This is a genomic window from Tepidicella xavieri (assembly GCF_004363315.1).
Lineage (GTDB): Bacteria > Pseudomonadota > Gammaproteobacteria > Burkholderiales > Burkholderiaceae_C > Tepidicella > Tepidicella xavieri.
This window is the reverse complement of the sequence record NZ_SNYL01000001.1, coordinates 40,715-56,015: the sequence shown is the minus strand read 5'-3', so window position 1 is coordinate 56,015 and position 15,301 is coordinate 40,715. Positions and strand designations below refer to the sequence as shown.

The following is a 15,301-nucleotide window of genomic DNA, read 5'->3' as shown; positions in this document are numbered from 1 at the left end:
GATCCGGACGCGGCCGATTGTACGCTCAGCCCGCCGGCGCAACGCAACCCTTGCCCGGCGGTGCTCAGACCAGCGATTGCTCCAGCCCCTGCACGAGGATGTCGCGCGGCAGATCGATGCCGATGAACACCATCTTGCTCTGGCGCACTTCGTCATCGCGCCACTGCGGCCCCAGGTCAGAGCCCATGAGCTGGTGCACGCCCTGGAAGATGACTTTGCGGTCGGTTCCCTGCATGTAGAGCACGCCTTTGTAGCGCAGCAGCTTGGGCCCGTACACCTGGACGATGGCACCCAGGAAGTCCTCCAGCCGCGCCGGGTCGAACGGCCGCTGGCTGCGGTACACGAAGCTCTTGACGTCATCGTCGTGGTGGTGATGGTGGGCGTGCCCCGGGTGGTCGCAGTGCTGGCCGTGCTCATGGGGGTGCGCGTGCCCGTCGTGCGCGCAGTGGCCATGCGCATGATCGCAATGGCTGTGGTCATGATCGTCGTGGTGATCGTGACCGTCTGGTTTGAGGAAATCCGGATCGATGTCGAGCTTGGCGTTGAGGTTGAAGCCCCGCAGGTCCAGCACCTTGGACAGCGGCACCGCGCCGAAATGGGCCGTCTCGATCGGCGCGCGCGGGTTCATGTGCTTGAGGCGATGCACCAAGGCATCGAGCTCGGCCGACGACACCAGATCGGCCTTGCTGATGAAAATCTGGTCGGCAAACCCGACCTGGCGCTGGGCCTCCACCCGGTGATCGAGCTGCTGCATCGCATGCTTGGCATCGACCAGGGTGATGATCGAATCCAGCAGATAGCTCTCGGCCACCTCGTCGTCCATGAAAAAGGTCTGCGCGACAGGGCCAGGATCGGCCAGGCCGGTGGTTTCGATGACCACGCGCTCAAAGTCCAGCAGCCCTTTGCGCTTTTTGGCCGCCAGCATCGACAGCGTGCTGCGCAGATCTTCGCGGATGGTGCAGCACACGCAGCCGTTGCTCATCTGGATGATCTGCTCCTCGGTGTCGTTGACCAGGATGTCGTTGTCGATGTTTTCTTCGCCAAACTCGTTTTCGATGACGGCGATTTTCTGGCCATGGGCTTCGGTCAGCACGCGCTTGAGCAGCGTGGTCTTGCCCGAGCCCAGAAAGCCGGTGAGGATGGTGGCGGGAATGAGGGCCATGTTCGTCGGTCGATGCCAGGAAAGGTCAGAACACCAGGGGGCGGCGCCCCCGCTTCATCAGCAAGTGTAGTGGGGCTGTCAAGAACCCCGGGCGTTCACGGTCATGGACCGCGCTTGATCACCACCAAGCCTTTGAGGTATTCCCCCTCTGGGAAAGACAAGGCCACCGGATGGTCGGCGGCACCGCCTTGGCGCTGCGCGATGACAGCGTCCACGCCGGCATCGAGCGCCGCAGCGGCCACGATCTTCTGGAACAGCTCCACCCCAATGCCGCCGGAGCATGAATAGGTGAACAGCACGCCTCCCGGGCGCAGCAGCTTCAGGCCGAGGCGGTTGAGGTCCTTGTAGGCGCGGGCCGCCCGTTCGGCATGGGCCACCGTGGGGGCCAGCTTGGGCGGATCGAGCACGATGGCATCGAACCGCCGCCCCTCGGCCCAAAAGGCCCGCAAGCTGGCGTTGACGTCGGCATCGATAAAAGTACAGCGCGACAGGTCCATGCCATTGAGGGCCACATTGGCCCGCGCCTGTTCCAGCGCCGGACCAGAAGAGTCGATCGAGATGACCTGCTCGGCCCCTCCGGCCAAGGCCGCCACCGTGAAGCCGCCCGTGTAGCTGAAGCCATTGAGCACCGTTTTCAGCCCCAGGCGGCGCACCCAGTCGGCACAGTCGCGGCGGCTGTCGCGCTGGTCCAGGTAGTAGCCGGTCTTGTGGCCCGTGGCCACATCCAGTCCCAGTTTCCAGCCATGCTCCTGAATGGTCAGGGCCGTGGGCCCGCTGCCGCGCAGCCAGCCCGTGACTTCGGGCAAGCCTTCCAGGGCCCGCACACTGGCGTCGGATCGCTCGTACAGGCGCGACAACCCCGTGAGGTCGAGCAAGGCATCGGCGATGACGGATTTCCAGCGTTCGGTGCCGCAGCTGGTGAACTGCGCCACCAGCGTATCGGCATACCGGTCCACCACCAAGCCGGGCAGGCCGTCGGATTCGCCATGCACCAGACGCACCCCATCGCTGGGCAAGGCCCAGGCGTTGCGCCAGGCCATGGCCTGGCTCAGGCGTTGGCGGAAGAACGCGGCATCGATGCGCTGGGCCTGCTCGAAACTCCAGACGCGCACCCGAATGCGAGAAGCGGGGGAATAGGCGCCCCAGGCCAGGAAGTCGCCCTCGTGGCTGTCGATACGCACGGTCTCACCCGCATCGGCGCCACCCTTGGCAATGGCGCCATCGAACACCCAGGGGTGACGCCGGCGCAGGGATTTGTCCTTGCCCGGCTTGAGTCGAATGGTTTTCATGGGGCGCTATTGTGCCGACGCCACGGCAGGCCCCCAAGCCGCGGCGGGGCTCGCAGCGCTCAGGGGCGCAGATAGACGAAGCCTTCCTTGGCTTGCAAGCGGGCCACCTCGGCCACGCCGGAAGGCACGATCTTGGCTTCCATCACCAGCTTGGAGGCATCGAGCTGGCGGCCGACCAGGGTGTTGTTGCACACGAAGAACTGCACCCCTTTGGAGGCCAGATCGGCCACGGCGCCCGCAAAGGGCTGGTCGGCCTGGTTCACGGCCCCGTCGATGAGGAAGTCGATGCCCAAGCCATGGGTGACGACGACAATCTTGGCCGAGGGATCGGCCGCCAGATGGTTGCGGATGTTGTTGAGCCCACGCGTGGCCTGGGGGATGCCTTCGCTCATGTGATAGACCACCTTCACCGGCTCGGTCGCTTGAACGGTGGCACTGAAAAACAGGCCCAGACACAGGGCTTTGAGCGCGATCAGCCAGGTTTTCATCGGGGTCTCCTTGGGTTGTGGGAAAAACAGCGTCGTCCATTCTGGCGCACTCGGTGCCGCGCGGCGAAAAACACTGGCGTAGGTAGGGTTACTTGGCCGTGCGCCGCGCCCTAGGGTGAGCCGCCTCGTACACCCGGCTGAGATGTTGGAAATCCAGCCGGGTATAGACCTGGGTGGTGCCGATGTGGGCATGGCCCAGCAGTTCCTGCACCGCGCGCAGATCGGCGCTGGATTGCAGGATGTGGGTGGCGAAGCTGTGCCGCAGCATGTGGGGATGCACCCGGTTGGGCAGGCCGGCGGCCAGGGCCCAGGTCTGCAGACGGCGACGCGCCACCTGGGGCGTGAGCCGCTGCCCGCGGGCACCGAGGAACAGGGCCTCGCCATCGACCGGCAAGCCCATCTGCGCACGCGCGGTCAGCCATTCGTCCAGCGCCTGCGCAGCGGCTGAGCCCAGCGGCACGGCGCGCCACTTTCCCCCCTTGCCGCACACGTGCACTTCGGCGGCCGCACGGTCTATCCAGCCCCGCGCCTGGGGGTGATAGCGCCGGTCCAGGCCCAGCAGTTCGGCAATGCGCAGACCGCTGCCATAGAGCAGCTCGACCATGCAGCGGTCCTGGACGGCCTGCCAGTCGCTGGCGGCAGCGTCCGGGGCATGGCCAGCCAGCCGCAGGGCTTCCTCCACCGCCAACGCCTTGGGCAGCGGCTTGGCGGCCTTGGGCGCACGCACCCCTTGCACCGGGTGCTGCCGGATCAGCCCCTGCCGCCCCTGCCAGGTGTAGAACCCGCGCCAGCACGACAGGGCCAGCGCCACGCTGCGCGGGTGCAGCCCTCGCGCGCGCAGCTCGGCCGCCCAGCGCCGCACATGGGCCTCACGCACCTGGTCCCAGGCCAGGCCAGCCTGCTGGCATTGCTCACGCAAGACCTGCAAATGCCGGGCATACAGCGCCTGGGTGCGGGCCGACAGGCGCTTTTCCACCCGCACATGGTCCAGGTAACGGACAATCAGCGAATCGTCGGGCGCGGCGCTCACGGCAAGCGGCCTGTCGGACAGGCTCAGGGTTGCAGCCGCGATAAAGCGGCGGCGGCCAGTTCGGCGATGCGCTGCAGGAAATCGGTCCCCATCTGGGCATGGAAGCGCCGCGGGTCGTCCGAGGCCAGCACCAGCAGCCCGAACACCGGCTCCTCGGCCGCGGGCCGCAAGGGCAGCAGCGCCAGCGAAGCCGCCGCCTGCGGCTCAGGCAGCCAGTTCGCCGCTTCCAGCCCCGGGTTGGCCCCGCAATAAGGCTGCGCCAGCGACTGGGCAAAGGCCTTGGCGTCGGCGCTGACCCCCTGGCAAAACGGCGCATCGGTCCAGTCGGGGTGCAAGTCCCACAGCCGCAGGGCCACTTGAGGCAGGTTGAATTCGTCGCGCAAGCCCTCCACCACGGCCTGGGGCAGCTCATCCGGCTGGCGCACCATGAACAGCCCGCGCGTCCAGCGGTGCAAGTGGTCGGCGATGACCACATTCTCCTGCCCGTGGCGGATCATCTCGGCGGCCTTGAGCTCGAGGTGTCGGATCTTTTCGCGCAGCATCTCGGCCTGCCGCTCCTGCAGACTGACGGCGCGCTGCCCGTGAGGGCTGGTCAGCTGCACGCTGGCCAGCACTTCGGCGTGGCGCTCGAAAAAACCAGGCGTGTTGACCAAAAACTGGGCGATGTCGTCTTCGGTGATGGGGGGGATGGTGTGTGGGTGGTCCAAGATCGGCTCCGGAACAAGAAAGGTCAGGGGAGGTCTGGCACGTCGATGACGCCCTCGAAAACCGGCTCGGCCGGCCCGGTCATGAGCACCGGGGCGTCGAGCCCCTGGGAGGCGGCCCAGGCGATGGTCAGCGTGCCACCGGGCAGGCGCACGTCCACCCGCTCGTCGAGCCAGCCGTGGCGAATGCCGGCCACCACGGCCGCGCAGGCGCCGGTGCCGCAGGCCAGCGTCTCGCCCACGCCGCGCTCGAACACCCGCAGCCGCGCCGTGCGCCGGTCGAGCACCTGCAGGAAGCCGGCATTGACGCGGCGGGGGAAGTTCGCATGGCGCTCGATCAGCGGCCCCCAGTCGGCCACCGGCGCGGCATCCACATCGTCCACCCGCCAGACGGCATGGGGATTGCCCATCGACAGCACCGACACCGGCACCTCGGCCATGCCACCCATCCAGGCCAACGGCAACGGCCACACCTCCCAGGCGCCCACGAAACGTGGCGTCAAGCCCTGCGGATCGAAGGGGATGCGGGGCAGGTCGAACACCGGCGGCCCCATGTCCACCGTGACGCGGCCATCGTCATCGAGCTGCAAGGTCATGACGCCGCCATGCACCTGCACCCGGACCTGCCGCCGCGCGGTCAGCCCACGGTCGTGCACGAAACGCACGAAGCAGCGGGCGCCGTTGCCACAGTTTTCCACCTCGCCGCCATCGGCGTTGTGGATGACGTAGGCAAAATCGACGCCCGGATGGGGAGCGGGCCGCACGCTCAGGATTTGATCGGCCCCGACCCCAAAATGCCGGTCGGCAAGAAAACGGTATTGGGCGGGCGTCAGGCCATAGGCCTGCTGCGTTTCGTCGAGCACGACGAAATCGTTGCCGGCGCCTTGCATCTTGGTGAACGGAATCCGCATGGCGCCATTATCGGGCACGGCTGCCGCATCCGGCGCCCGATTCCCGCGCCCATCCAGGCACCCATCAACGGGCCGGTTCGGCCATGAAGATCTCGACACGCCGGTTGCGGGCGCGGCCTTCGGCGGTGTCGTTGCTGGCCACCGGCTCGCGCGAGCCGCGGCCATCGATGGTCATCGACGAGATCGGCACGCCACGGGCGGCGAGGTAGTCGCGCACGCTGGCCGCCCGGTTGATCGACAGTGGGTTGTTGATCGCATCGGAGCCGGTGCTGTCGGTATGGCCGACGATGAGCACGCGCGCCTCAGGGTTGCGCACCATGCCCTGGGCAAAGGTGTCGAGGATGGGCCGGAAGTTGGGCTGGATGTCGGCCCGGCCGACAGCAAACGACACATCGCTCGGGATGTTGAGCTTGAGCTGGTTGTCGGCCGTCTGCGTGACTTCCACCCCCGTGCCTCGGGTGCTTTCCTCCATGCGGCGCTTTTGCTCTTCCATGCGGGTGGACCAGATGTGCCCGCCCACGGCCCCCACCCCCGCGCCAATGGCCGCGCCCCGCACGGCCCCTTTGCTGCCATCGGTCACGGCCCCAAGAACGGCACCGGCCGCCGCCCCGATGGCGGCCCCCCGGGCCGTGCCTCGTTGCTGCTCCTCGGTCATGTTGGCGCAGCCGGCCGCGCCCACGAGCACCGCCACCGCCGCGGCGGTCCATAGCGTCTGACGTCCGATCGGATACATGACGATCCTCCTGTTGATGAACCAGACTCCCATTATCCCGGGGCACCCCCCTAAATGGGAACTGGCACCCCGTTTCGTTACACACGATTACCATTGTCACCAGCCCCTGACGCCTTTTCGGAGACCGCCATGCCCCGCGCCTCGCAACTGTTGCACCCCCCGCAGACGCCCGCGCCGTTGCGCCCCGCCGCCACCTTGCTGCTGCTGCGCGACAGCGCCACAGGCCCCGAGGTGCTGATGACCCGGCGCTCCACCCAAGCCAGCTTTGCGCCCGGCGCGTATGTGTTCCCGGGCGGGACGATCGACGCCCAGGACGCGCAAGGCCTGGCCTGCGCGCAACGCCGTGACGGGCAAACGGACGACACGCTGATCACCGCCCTGGCCGCCGTGCGCGAAAGCTTCGAGGAACTGGGCGTGCTGCTGGCCCGACGGCCCGACGGCGCCTGGGTCACGGCCAGCGATCTGGCCACCGCAGACCGGCATGCGCCCCTGTGGCCCCAGTGTCAGGCGCGCCAATGGCGGCTGGCCACCGATGAGGTGTTCGTGCTGGCACGCTGGATCACCGACCGGGATCTGCCCCGGCGCTTCGACGTGCCTTTCCTCGTGGCCCGCATGCCCGAAGGCCAGACGCCCATTGCCGACGACCGGGAGCAATTCGAGCCCGTCTGGGTGCGTCCGGCCGATGCCCTCGCCCGCCACGAACGCGGCGACTTCTTCATGGTCTATCCCACCGTCAAAACGCTGGAGCGCCTCCAAGCCTATGCATCGGTGCAAGCCCTGCTGGATGCCTGCGCCAGCCACGACGACCCGCTGTGGACGAGTTGCCCCCGGGCCGGCTGGCTCGCTGGCAAAGAGGCCCGCTACATGGAGCACGAGCCGCCCTTCGGCGAACTGGCCCTCACCTGCCCGGACGGCCAGATAGCCCACCACCTGGACTGGCAAAGCGAGCAGCCCGTGGCCTTGCTGAAAAACGTGCAACGCCTGACCGCCCCCAACCCCGGGTTCATGACCGGCCCCGGGACGAACAGCTACCTGGTGGGCAGCCCGGACGGCGGATATATCGCGATCGACCCGGGGCCGGCGGATGCAGCGCACGTGGAGCGGCTCTGGCGGGCTGCCGGCGGCGACATCCGCCACATCGTCTGCACCCATTCCCACCCCGACCATGCGCCCGGCGCCGCCCTGCTCCAAGCCTGGTGCGCCCGGCACGGCAGCGCGCCGCCCATCCTCGGCCTGCCCAGCGCCTCCACCGCCCGCGCCCACAGCCAGTTCGCCCCCGATCGGGTGCTGGCCGACGGCGAGCGCCTGTGCCTGCGCCAAAGCGATGGCATCTGCCACACGCTGCAGGCCATCCACACGCCCGGCCATGCGGCCAACCATCTGTGCCTGGTGCTGGAAGAAGACGGGTTGCTGTTCAGCGGCGACCACATTCTCAACGGCAGCACCACGGTCATCGACCCACCCGACGGCGACATGGACGCCTACCTGCGTTCGCTGGACCGGCTCGACGCCGCCTGCGAGGCTTACGGCATCGAATTCATTCTGCCGGCGCACGGGTATGTGCTGGGCGCGGCCCGACAGGCCATCGCCCAACTCAAGCAACACCGCTTGCAGCGCGAGGCCAAAGTGGCCCAAGCCATGCGACGATTGCCCCACGGCACCCTCGAGGACTGGGTGCGCCTGGCCTACGACGACGTGCCCGAGCGCCTCTGGCCGGTGGCCCAGCGCTCGCTGCTGGCCCATGTGCAGCGGCTGCAAAGCCTGGGCGCCGTGCAGCCGTGAGGGAAGAAAAAGTGAAGCCTGCCGATACGCCGGATTCTGTGCATCGGGTTGCCCCGATGTGACCGCCATTCCTCTGGGCCGCGGGTCGCCCACGCGGCTCGGTGCCACCTACCCGCCAGCACGCCCTGCGGAACCACAGGGTCGGCAGCGGTTGCCCGCTGCCGTGGCTGGCCTACTTGGTGTTGCTGCGCGTAGAGATTGCCCGTTTCACCCCCCACGCTCCTGCCACCGCAGCGGATGGTTCATGGGGACTCGTCTCTGTTGCTCTGATCCTCACCTCACGGTGGGCAGCCGTTAGCTGCTACGCCGTCCTGTGCAGTCCGGACGTTCCTCCAGCGCGCCCTTTCGGGCCTTGCGCCAGCGGCGGCCTGGCAGGCTTCACCTTTCGGATTATCCCCCAATGGAACGCAGCGCGTATCATCGCAGCCACTGCTTGATGAATACGAGCCTGTCATGATCCGCATTGCCGAATTGAAACTGCCCCTGGCGGCCCTGCCCGTCGAGGAGCGCCGGGCCGCCGACGCGCCCGCCGAAACCGCAGCCGACCGCCTGCCGCCCCCGCACCCGGTTGCGGCGCTGACCGCGCTGGCCGCCCAAGCCCTGGGCGTGCCTGAAACGGCCATCGCCCACCTGCACGTGCACAAGCGCAGCTTCGATGCCCGCAAGCCCGAGCTGCTGGCCGTCTTCATCGTGGACGTGGCGCTGGCCGACCCGGCGCTGGAAGCCGAGTTGCTGCAACGCCATGCCGGCCATCCCCACATCCAGCCGACACCCGACATGCGCTGGCGCCCCCCGGCCCACGCGCCAGCCGGCTGGCCCGCCCAGACCGAGGCGCGGCCGGTCGTCGTGGGCCTGGGGCCCTGCGGGCTGTTTGCCGCTTTGGCCTTGGCGCAAATGGGCTTGCGGCCCATCGTGCTCGAACGGGGCAAGCCAGTGCGCGAGCGCACCAAGGACACCTGGGGCCTGTGGCGCAAAAAGGTGCTCACCCCTGAGTCCAACGTGCAGTTCGGCGAAGGCGGCGCCGGCCTGTTTTCCGATGGCAAGCTCTACAGCCAGATCAAAGACCCGCGCTTCCTGGGCCGCAAGGTGATGCAGGAGTTCGTGGACGCCGGCGCGCCGCCCGAAATTCTCTACATGGCGCACCCCCACATCGGGACGTTCAAGCTCGTGAAGGTGGTCGAGGCCTTGCGCGAGAAAATCGTGGCGCTGGGCGGCGAGATCCGCTTCCAGCACAAGGTCACCGCCCTGTGCTGCGAGCCCGACCCGGCGGCGCCCGCGCCCCCCGGCTTTGCCGGCATGCGCTTGCGCGGCTTGCAGGTGCTGGACATGGCCAGCGGCACGGCATACACCTTGGCCGCCGAGCGGGTGGTGCTGGCGCTGGGCCACAGCTCACGCGACACCTTCGCCCAGCTGCACGACGCTGGCGTGTACCTAGAGCCCAAGCCGTTTTCCATCGGGGTGCGCATCGAACATCCGCAAAGCGTGATCGACCGTGCCCGCTGGGGCCGTCACGCCGGGCACCCGCTGCTGGGCGCTGCCGACTACAAACTCGTGCACCACGCCAGCAACGGCCGGACGGTGTACAGCTTTTGCATGTGCCCCGGCGGCACGGTGGTGGCGGCCACCAGCGAACCGCAGCGGGTTGTGACCAACGGCATGAGCCAATACTCGCGGGCGGAGCGCAACGCCAATGCCGGCATGGTGGTAGGCATCGACCCGACCGACTTTCCGCTAGACACCGACGCCTGGGTGGCCGCTTTCGGCGCGGCCGACGGCGCCCGCTACGCCGCCCAGGCCCAGGCCGGGCACGCCCAGGGACGCATCCACCCCTTGGCTGGCGTGGTGTTGCAGCGCCAGTTGGAAAGCCGGGCATTCGAAGCGGGAGGCGGCGACTACCAGGCCCCTGGGCAACGGGTGGGCGACTTCCTGGCCGACCGCCCCTCCAGCGCTTTCGGCACGGTGCTGCCCTCCTACAAACCGGGAGTGCGCCTGGGCAACCTGGCCGACGTGCTGCCCGCCTACGCGGTGCAAGCCATGCGCGAGGCCCTGCCCGCCTTCGGCCGCCAGATCAAGGGCTACGACATGCCCGATGCGGTGATGACCGGGGTGGAAACACGCACCTCGTCGCCGTTGCGCATCACCCGTGGAGACGACTACCAAAGCCTGAACGTGCGCGGCCTGTACCCGGCGGGGGAAGGCGCGGGCTACGCGGGCGGAATCCTGTCGGCCGGGGTGGACGGCCTGCGAGTGGCCGAAGCGCTGGCCTGCCATGCACTGGGCATCGAGGCCCCACCGCCCGACCGGGGCGCCCGCGCTGCCCTGGCCTACGGCTGATCGGCGGTTCGGATCAGCCGCACCAACTCGCCCAGCGGGGCTTCGATGGCCTGCTGGGCCTGGCGCTCCACCGCGCGGTAAAGCGCCAGCACGCGCTGGCCCATCGGGGTCAGCGTGGCGCCGCCGCCAGCGGAACCCCCACGCTGCTTGTGCACCAGTGGCTCTACGAAGTCCCGGTTCATCGCCTCCACGAGCGACCACACGCGCTGGTAGCTCATGCCCAGACGCCGCCCCGCTTCGGCGATCGACCCCGTCTCGGCAATGCCTTGCAGCACATCCGCCTTGCCCGGCCCGATGGCCACGGCGTGCTTGATCTGGATGCGGAACCGGGTGCGCTCCTCCAGCGGCGTCACATGCAAGGCGGGCTTCATGGCCGGATGATAGCGCGCCGAACGCGATATACTCCGCCAGCGATATCTATTTTGAAAGATATTGAATCCCCCTAACACCTGCCTGGAGCCGTCATGAAAACCTGGTTTCGTTCGTTGTGTGTCTGGCCCATCCTTTGGGCCCTCTGGGCCGCCCCCGCGGCTGCGCAGCCGGTGCCCACGGTCGCCGCGGCTTCGGACCTGAAATTCGCCATCGAAGAACTGGCCTCCCAGTTCGAGAAAGAGACGGGGCAACGCCTGCGGCTGATCTTCGGTTCCTCGGGCAACTTCTACTCGCAAATCCTGCAAGGCGCGCCGTTTCACCTATTCATGTCGGCCGACGAGGACTTCGTCTTCAAGCTGGCCGACGCCGGCAAGACGCTGGACCGCGGCCGGCTGTACGCCTACGGGCGCATCGGCATCATGGTGCCCAAAGGCTCCCCGCTGAAGGCCGACGGCGAGCTCAAAGACCTGGCCGCGGCGCTGAAGGACGGGCGGCTGCGCAAGTTCGCCATCGCCGCGCCCGACCATGCTCCCTATGGCATGCGCGCCCGCGAAGCGCTCAAGCACGCCGGCCTGTGGGAGGCGATCGAGCCCAAGCTGGTGTTTGGCGAAAACATCTCGCAAGCGGCCCAGTTCGCCACCTCGGGCTCCACCGAGGGGGGCATCATCGCCTATTCGCTGGCGCTGGCCCCCCAGGTGGCGCGGCTGGGCGATTTCGCCCTCATCCCCGAGTCGTGGCACCAGCCGCTGGCCCAGCGCATGGTGCTGATGAAAGACGCGCCCCAGGCCGCGCGCCAGTTTTACGACTACCTCTCCACGCCCGCCGCGCAGGCGGTGATGGAGAAGTACGGTTTTGTCATGCCCAAGCAGCCCTGAGCACTGCGCCATGATGGATTGGGAGGCGCTGCTCCTGTCGGTCGAGCTGGCCGCGGTGACGCTGCTGGTGCTGCTGCCCATGGGGCTGGCGCTGGCCCGCTGGCTGGCCCGAACCGGGTTGCGGGGCAAGGCCTGGATCGAAGCCCTGGTGGTGCTGCCTCTGGTGCTGCCGCCCACGGTGCTGGGTTACTACCTGCTCGTGACATTCGGCGCGGGCTCCCCGCTGGGGGCCTGGGTGCTGGAGACCTTCAACCTGCGGCTGACTTTCAATTTTCTGGGGCTGGTCATTGCCTCGGTGGTGTTCAATATTCCGTTCATGGTGCAGCCCATCCAGCGCGCCTTCGAAGCCATTCCCCCGAATCTGGGCGAGGCCGCGGCCGTCAGCGGGCTGAGCAGTTGGCAGACCTTCTGGCGCGTGGAGCTGCCGTTGGCCTGGCCGGGCGTGCTCTCGGCCATGGTGCTGACCTTCGTGCACACGCTGGGCGAATTTGGCGTGGTGCTGATGATGGGCGGCAGCATCCCCGGCGAGACGAAAACCATCGCCATCAGCATCTACGACCGGGTGCAGGCTTTCGATCTGGAAAGCGCCGACCGCATGGCGCTGCTGCTGCTGGTGCTGTCACTGCTGGCCGTGGCCGCCTCGTTTTTTGCCACCGCACGCATGGTCAAGACCCGATGAGCCAACGCCCCGCGTCCCCCGCTGCGCTGAAGGTGCAGATCGAGCAAACGCTGCCCATGCCGCTGCATGGGGCTTTCACCTGCGAGCCGGGGGAAATGATGGCGCTGGTGGGCCCTTCCGGCGCGGGGAAAACCTCGATGCTGCGCTGCCTGGCCGGCCTCATGCGGCCGCAGCGTGGCCGGGTGGAAGTGGGCGGCGAGGTGTGGGTGGACACCGATGCCGGCATCTGCCTGCCGCCACAGCGCCGCCATGTGGGGCTCGTGTTCCAGAACTATGCCCTCATGCCCCACCTCAGCGCCATCGACAACGTGGCCCTGTCGCTGCTGCACCTGCCGCCAGCGCTGCGGCGCGAACGAGCCGCGCACTGGCTGGCGCACGTGCGCCTGTCCCCCGAACAGCAGGCGCGTCGGCCCGCCGGGCTTTCGGGCGGACAGCAGCAACGGGTGGCCGTGGCCCGGGCCCTGGCACGCGAACCGCGGCTGCTACTACTGGACGAGCCGTTTTCCGCGGTGGACCAGATGAACCGGCAAAGCCTCTACGACCTGCTGGCCGAGCTGCGCCAGGAACTGCGCATCCCCATCGTGCTGGTGACGCACGATCTGGTCGAAGCCCGCCAGCTGGCCGACACCCTGGTGGTGATGGACACCGGCCAGGTGTTGCAGCAAGGCACGCCATCGCACATCTACCGCTCGCCGCGCAACGCCCGGGTGGCCGATCTGGTGGGCGTGATGAACCGCTTCAAAGGCCGCTGGGTCGGCCCGCTATCGGATCAAGACGAAGCCGACCAGGCCGGCTGGCTGCAATGGCTCACGCCAGCCAGCGAGCCCACCGCGGTGAAGCTGCGCGTACGCGACAAAAAACGCCTGTCCCCCGGCCAAGCCGTGACCTGGGTGATCCAGGGTGACGGCCTGCGCATCGGCCATGAAATGGCGCCGGAGTCCGCGTCCGCAGAACTGGGCACGGTCACGCTCGATGCCACCGTCACCAGCGTGCGTAACCTGGGTGAGACGACGCTGGCGCAAGCCCGTGTCGATGCCCTGGGCGGCGTGACGCTGCGGCTGGCCCGCTCCGGCCCGCAGCGTCAATGGCTGCAAAAAAACCAGCCGCTACAGGTGCGGCTGGATTGCGAATGGGTACACGTGATGCCCACGCGCACCGCCTGAGCAGACGGCTGGCGCGGGCGACCAGGCTCAACGCTGCTGCAGGGCGGCAATACGCTCCTCGATCGGCGGATGGGTGGAGAACAGCTTGCCCAGCCCGCCGGTGATGCCCAGGGCCTGCATGCCTTTGGGCAACTCACCCGGCTGCAGCCCGCCGAGGCGGGCCAAGGCGTTGATCATGGGCTGCTTGCGGCCCATGAGTTGCGCGGCCCCGGCATCGGCGCGGAATTCGCGCTGGCGGCTGAACCAGGCCACGATCATGGCAGCGAGGAAGCCCAGGATGATGTCCATCACGATGGTGGTGACGAAGTAGCCGATGCCCGGACCGCCCTGACTGTCGGAGCCGCGGCGCAGGAAGCTGTCCACGATGTAGCCGATGACGCGGCTGAGGAACACCACGAACGTGTTCATCACGCCCTGGATCAGCGTCATGGTCACCATGTCGCCGTTGGCGATGTGCGCCACCTCGTGGCCAATGACGGCTTCCACCTCCTCGCGCGTCATGTTCTGCAGCAGGCCGGTGGAGACGGCCACCAGCGCCGAATTCTTGAAAGCGCCCGTGGCAAAGGCATTCGGCGGGCCGTCGTAAATGGCCACTTCGGGCATGCCGATGCCGGCCTTGTCGGCAAAACGGCGCACGGTCTCCACGATCCAGGCCTCATCGGCGGTGCGCGGCTGGTTGATCACACGCGCCCCGGTGCTGAACTTGGCCATGGGCTTGGAGATGAGCAGCGAAATGAAGGCGCCGCCAAAGCCAATCACCAGCGAGAACATGGCCAGCGCGGTCATGTTCAGGCCATTGGCCGTGAGGAAGCGGTCCACGCCCAGGATGCGGGTGGTGATCAACAGCACGGCCATCACGGCCACGTTGGTCAGAACCAGCAAAAGTATGCGTTTCATAGGATTCGTTTCTCCAGAAGAAGGGCCTCACTCAGACCTGAGGCGGCGGCCCAGGTTCCCCAAAAGCGAGGCGACACTTTACCCGATCGAGATGGGGCCGGTGTGACCGATCTCAAGCGCCGGCCGGGCGAGCCGGGCGCGGGGGACGAAACACCTCGGTGTCGTCGTAATACGCCGCGTCCTCATTGGCCGGGCACCAGCCGGGTATGCCCATCACCGGCAGCGGGGTATAGGGCTTGGCGGCCAGCCAGTCGGCGCGCAGGCGCGGGGCCAGCCAGGCGTCCCACGGGTGAGGGCCGGTGCCCGGATCGGGCGGCAGGTCGCGCGGCAAGGGCAGGCACAGCACGTGCGCGGTGATGGATTTGTAGGGTTGGACCAGTTTTTCGGTCAGCGCGTGCCCGAAGGTCACGACCTGGGCCTGGGCCCACAACGGGCGCAGCGCCCCGAACAGGGGCTTCCAGGCACGCGCCCGCAGGGCCTGCCACAACGGCTCGGGGGCCTGCAGCAACAAAACGTTTTCGTCGAACAACGTCAACGCATCGCGCAACGGGCCCCGGGTGGCCCCGACGCCACCGGCGGCCTCGATGGCCTGGGCCTGCAAGCGGTTGAGGGCCCGCTTGGTCTGCGGAAACCGCATCCAGACCAGGGCATTGAAAAAGTCGTGCAGGTTGTCGCGGGTGGGCACGCTGCCGGTGGCAAAGATGTGGCTTTCATACGCCACCCCAGCCGGCAGCTCGGCCTGGGGCACGAAGCGCACCGGCGCCCAACCCGCTGCTTGCAGAACCGTGGCCACCACGGCCGTTGGCGCCGATGCCCGCGACTGGGCAGCCTGCACCTGCCGCCACAAGGCCTGCCCCCAGGCACGCCACGGCGTCATCCAGG

Annotated in this window: 15 protein-coding genes and 1 other RNA gene; 5 read left to right on the top strand and 11 right to left on the bottom strand. The window is 68.0% G+C overall.

What is annotated here, in order from left to right:
• Nucleotides 1-64: 64 nt before the first annotated feature.
• The 7 genes from DFR43_RS00260 to DFR43_RS00230 all read right to left on the bottom strand — a co-directional run bounded on the left by DFR43_RS00260 (nt 65) and on the right by DFR43_RS00230 (nt 6,317).
• Nucleotides 65-1,162, bottom strand: coding sequence for a CobW family GTP-binding protein (locus DFR43_RS00260; protein WP_133595365.1), 1,098 nt, complete (start codon nt 1,160-1,162; stop codon nt 65-67).
• Nucleotides 1,163-1,263: 101 nt separating this feature from the next.
• Nucleotides 1,264-2,451, bottom strand: a complete 1,188-nt coding sequence (locus tag DFR43_RS00255; protein ID WP_133595364.1) for a class I SAM-dependent rRNA methyltransferase — start codon at nt 2,449-2,451, stop codon at nt 1,264-1,266.
• A gap of 59 nt (nt 2,452-2,510) precedes the next feature.
• The gene (locus tag DFR43_RS00250; protein ID WP_133595363.1) at nt 2,511-2,939 is read right to left on the bottom strand and encodes a DsrE family protein; all 429 of its coding nucleotides are present in this window, start codon (nt 2,937-2,939) and stop codon (nt 2,511-2,513) included.
• An 88-nt stretch (nt 2,940-3,027) separates the two neighbouring features.
• Nucleotides 3,028-3,969, bottom strand: coding sequence for a tyrosine recombinase XerC (locus DFR43_RS00245; protein WP_245988762.1), 942 nt, complete (start codon nt 3,967-3,969; stop codon nt 3,028-3,030).
• Nucleotides 3,970-3,992: 23 nt separating this feature from the next.
• On the bottom strand, nt 3,993-4,676 hold the full coding sequence (locus tag DFR43_RS00240) for a DUF484 family protein (RefSeq protein ID WP_133595362.1): 684 nt from the start codon (nt 4,674-4,676) through the stop codon (nt 3,993-3,995).
• Nucleotides 4,677-4,699: 23 nt separating this feature from the next.
• Complete coding sequence (dapF, locus tag DFR43_RS00235) at nt 4,700-5,584, bottom strand: diaminopimelate epimerase (RefSeq protein ID WP_133595361.1); 885 nt, start codon at nt 5,582-5,584, stop codon at nt 4,700-4,702.
• 64 nt (nt 5,585-5,648) lie between these two features.
• On the bottom strand, nt 5,649-6,317 hold the full coding sequence (locus DFR43_RS00230; protein WP_133595360.1) for a YiaD family glycine zipper/OmpA-like lipoprotein: 669 nt from the start codon (nt 6,315-6,317) through the stop codon (nt 5,649-5,651).
• Nucleotides 6,318-6,446: 129 nt separating this feature from the next.
• Here DFR43_RS00230 and DFR43_RS00225 point away from each other — a divergent pair, with 129 nt between their 5' ends.
• Nucleotides 6,447-8,099, top strand: coding sequence for an MBL fold metallo-hydrolase (locus DFR43_RS00225; RefSeq protein WP_133595359.1), 1,653 nt, complete (start codon nt 6,447-6,449; stop codon nt 8,097-8,099).
• Between the two features lie 9 nt (nt 8,100-8,108).
• Here DFR43_RS00225 and rnpB read toward each other — a convergent pair.
• Nucleotides 8,109-8,479, bottom strand: an RNA gene (gene rnpB / locus DFR43_RS00220) — RNase P RNA component class A.
• Nucleotides 8,480-8,552: 73 nt separating this feature from the next.
• Here rnpB and DFR43_RS00215 point away from each other — a divergent pair.
• Nucleotides 8,553-10,433, top strand: coding sequence for an NAD(P)/FAD-dependent oxidoreductase (locus DFR43_RS00215; RefSeq protein WP_133595358.1), 1,881 nt, complete (start codon nt 8,553-8,555; stop codon nt 10,431-10,433).
• Here DFR43_RS00215 and DFR43_RS00210 read toward each other — a convergent pair.
• Nucleotides 10,424-10,804, bottom strand: a complete 381-nt coding sequence (locus DFR43_RS00210; protein ID WP_133595357.1) for a winged helix-turn-helix domain-containing protein — start codon at nt 10,802-10,804, stop codon at nt 10,424-10,426. The genes DFR43_RS00215 and DFR43_RS00210 overlap by 10 nt on opposite strands.
• Before the next feature lie 93 nt (nt 10,805-10,897).
• On the opposite strand from DFR43_RS00210, the gene modA reads away from it, so the two are divergent.
• Genes modA through DFR43_RS00195 form a run of 3 tightly spaced genes read left to right on the top strand, consistent with a single transcriptional unit; the run spans nt 10,898 to nt 13,522 of the window.
• Nucleotides 10,898-11,680, top strand: a complete 783-nt coding sequence (gene modA, locus DFR43_RS00205; RefSeq protein ID WP_133595356.1) for a molybdate ABC transporter substrate-binding protein — start codon at nt 10,898-10,900, stop codon at nt 11,678-11,680.
• Nucleotides 11,681-11,693: 13 nt separating this feature from the next.
• Nucleotides 11,694-12,359, top strand: a complete 666-nt coding sequence (gene modB / locus DFR43_RS00200; protein WP_133595569.1) for a molybdate ABC transporter permease subunit — start codon at nt 11,694-11,696, stop codon at nt 12,357-12,359.
• Entirely contained in the window at nt 12,356-13,522 is a 1,167-nt protein-coding gene (locus DFR43_RS00195; RefSeq protein ID WP_133595355.1) for an ABC transporter ATP-binding protein, read from the top strand. The genes modB and DFR43_RS00195 overlap by 4 nt, the downstream gene beginning before the upstream one ends.
• Nucleotides 13,523-13,549: 27 nt before the next feature.
• Here the strand turns inward: DFR43_RS00195 and htpX are convergent, their stop codons facing one another.
• Together htpX and DFR43_RS00185 are read right to left on the bottom strand one after the other, a co-directional pair.
• The gene (gene htpX / locus DFR43_RS00190) at nt 13,550-14,419 is read right to left on the bottom strand and encodes a protease HtpX (RefSeq protein WP_133595354.1); all 870 of its coding nucleotides are present in this window, start codon (nt 14,417-14,419) and stop codon (nt 13,550-13,552) included.
• Nucleotides 14,420-14,531: 112 nt separating this feature from the next.
• Nucleotides 14,532-15,296: a DUF3025 domain-containing protein gene (locus DFR43_RS00185; RefSeq protein WP_133595568.1), complete on the bottom strand. Its 765-nt coding sequence runs from the start codon at nt 15,294-15,296 to the stop codon at nt 14,532-14,534.
• Nucleotides 15,297-15,301 lie beyond the last annotated feature (5 nt).

What these genes read in the sequence shown, in the direction of transcription:
- DFR43_RS00260 (WP_133595365.1), bottom strand. Translation starts at nt 1,162, where the DNA reads ATGGCCCTCATTCCCGCCACCATCCTCACCGGCTTTCTGGGCTCGGGC.
- DFR43_RS00255 (WP_133595364.1), bottom strand. Translation starts at nt 2,451, where the DNA reads ATGAAAACCATTCGACTCAAGCCGGGCAAGGACAAATCCCTGCGCCGG.
- DFR43_RS00250 (WP_133595363.1), bottom strand. Translation starts at nt 2,939, where the DNA reads ATGAAAACCTGGCTGATCGCGCTCAAAGCCCTGTGTCTGGGCCTGTTT.
- dapF (WP_133595361.1), bottom strand. Translation starts at nt 5,584, where the DNA reads ATGCGGATTCCGTTCACCAAGATGCAAGGCGCCGGCAACGATTTCGTC.
- DFR43_RS00230 (WP_133595360.1), bottom strand. Translation starts at nt 6,317, where the DNA reads ATGTATCCGATCGGACGTCAGACGCTATGGACCGCCGCGGCGGTGGCG.
- DFR43_RS00225 (WP_133595359.1), top strand. Translation starts at nt 6,447, where the DNA reads ATGCCCCGCGCCTCGCAACTGTTGCACCCCCCGCAGACGCCCGCGCCG.
- DFR43_RS00215 (WP_133595358.1), top strand. Translation starts at nt 8,553, where the DNA reads ATGATCCGCATTGCCGAATTGAAACTGCCCCTGGCGGCCCTGCCCGTC.
- DFR43_RS00210 (WP_133595357.1), bottom strand. Translation starts at nt 10,804, where the DNA reads ATGAAGCCCGCCTTGCATGTGACGCCGCTGGAGGAGCGCACCCGGTTC.
- modA (WP_133595356.1), top strand. Translation starts at nt 10,898, where the DNA reads ATGAAAACCTGGTTTCGTTCGTTGTGTGTCTGGCCCATCCTTTGGGCC.
- modB (WP_133595569.1), top strand. Translation starts at nt 11,694, where the DNA reads ATGGATTGGGAGGCGCTGCTCCTGTCGGTCGAGCTGGCCGCGGTGACG.
- DFR43_RS00195 (WP_133595355.1), top strand. Translation starts at nt 12,356, where the DNA reads ATGAGCCAACGCCCCGCGTCCCCCGCTGCGCTGAAGGTGCAGATCGAG.
- htpX (WP_133595354.1), bottom strand. Translation starts at nt 14,419, where the DNA reads ATGAAACGCATACTTTTGCTGGTTCTGACCAACGTGGCCGTGATGGCC.
- DFR43_RS00185 (WP_133595568.1), bottom strand. Translation starts at nt 15,296, where the DNA reads ATGACGCCGTGGCGTGCCTGGGGGCAGGCCTTGTGGCGGCAGGTGCAG.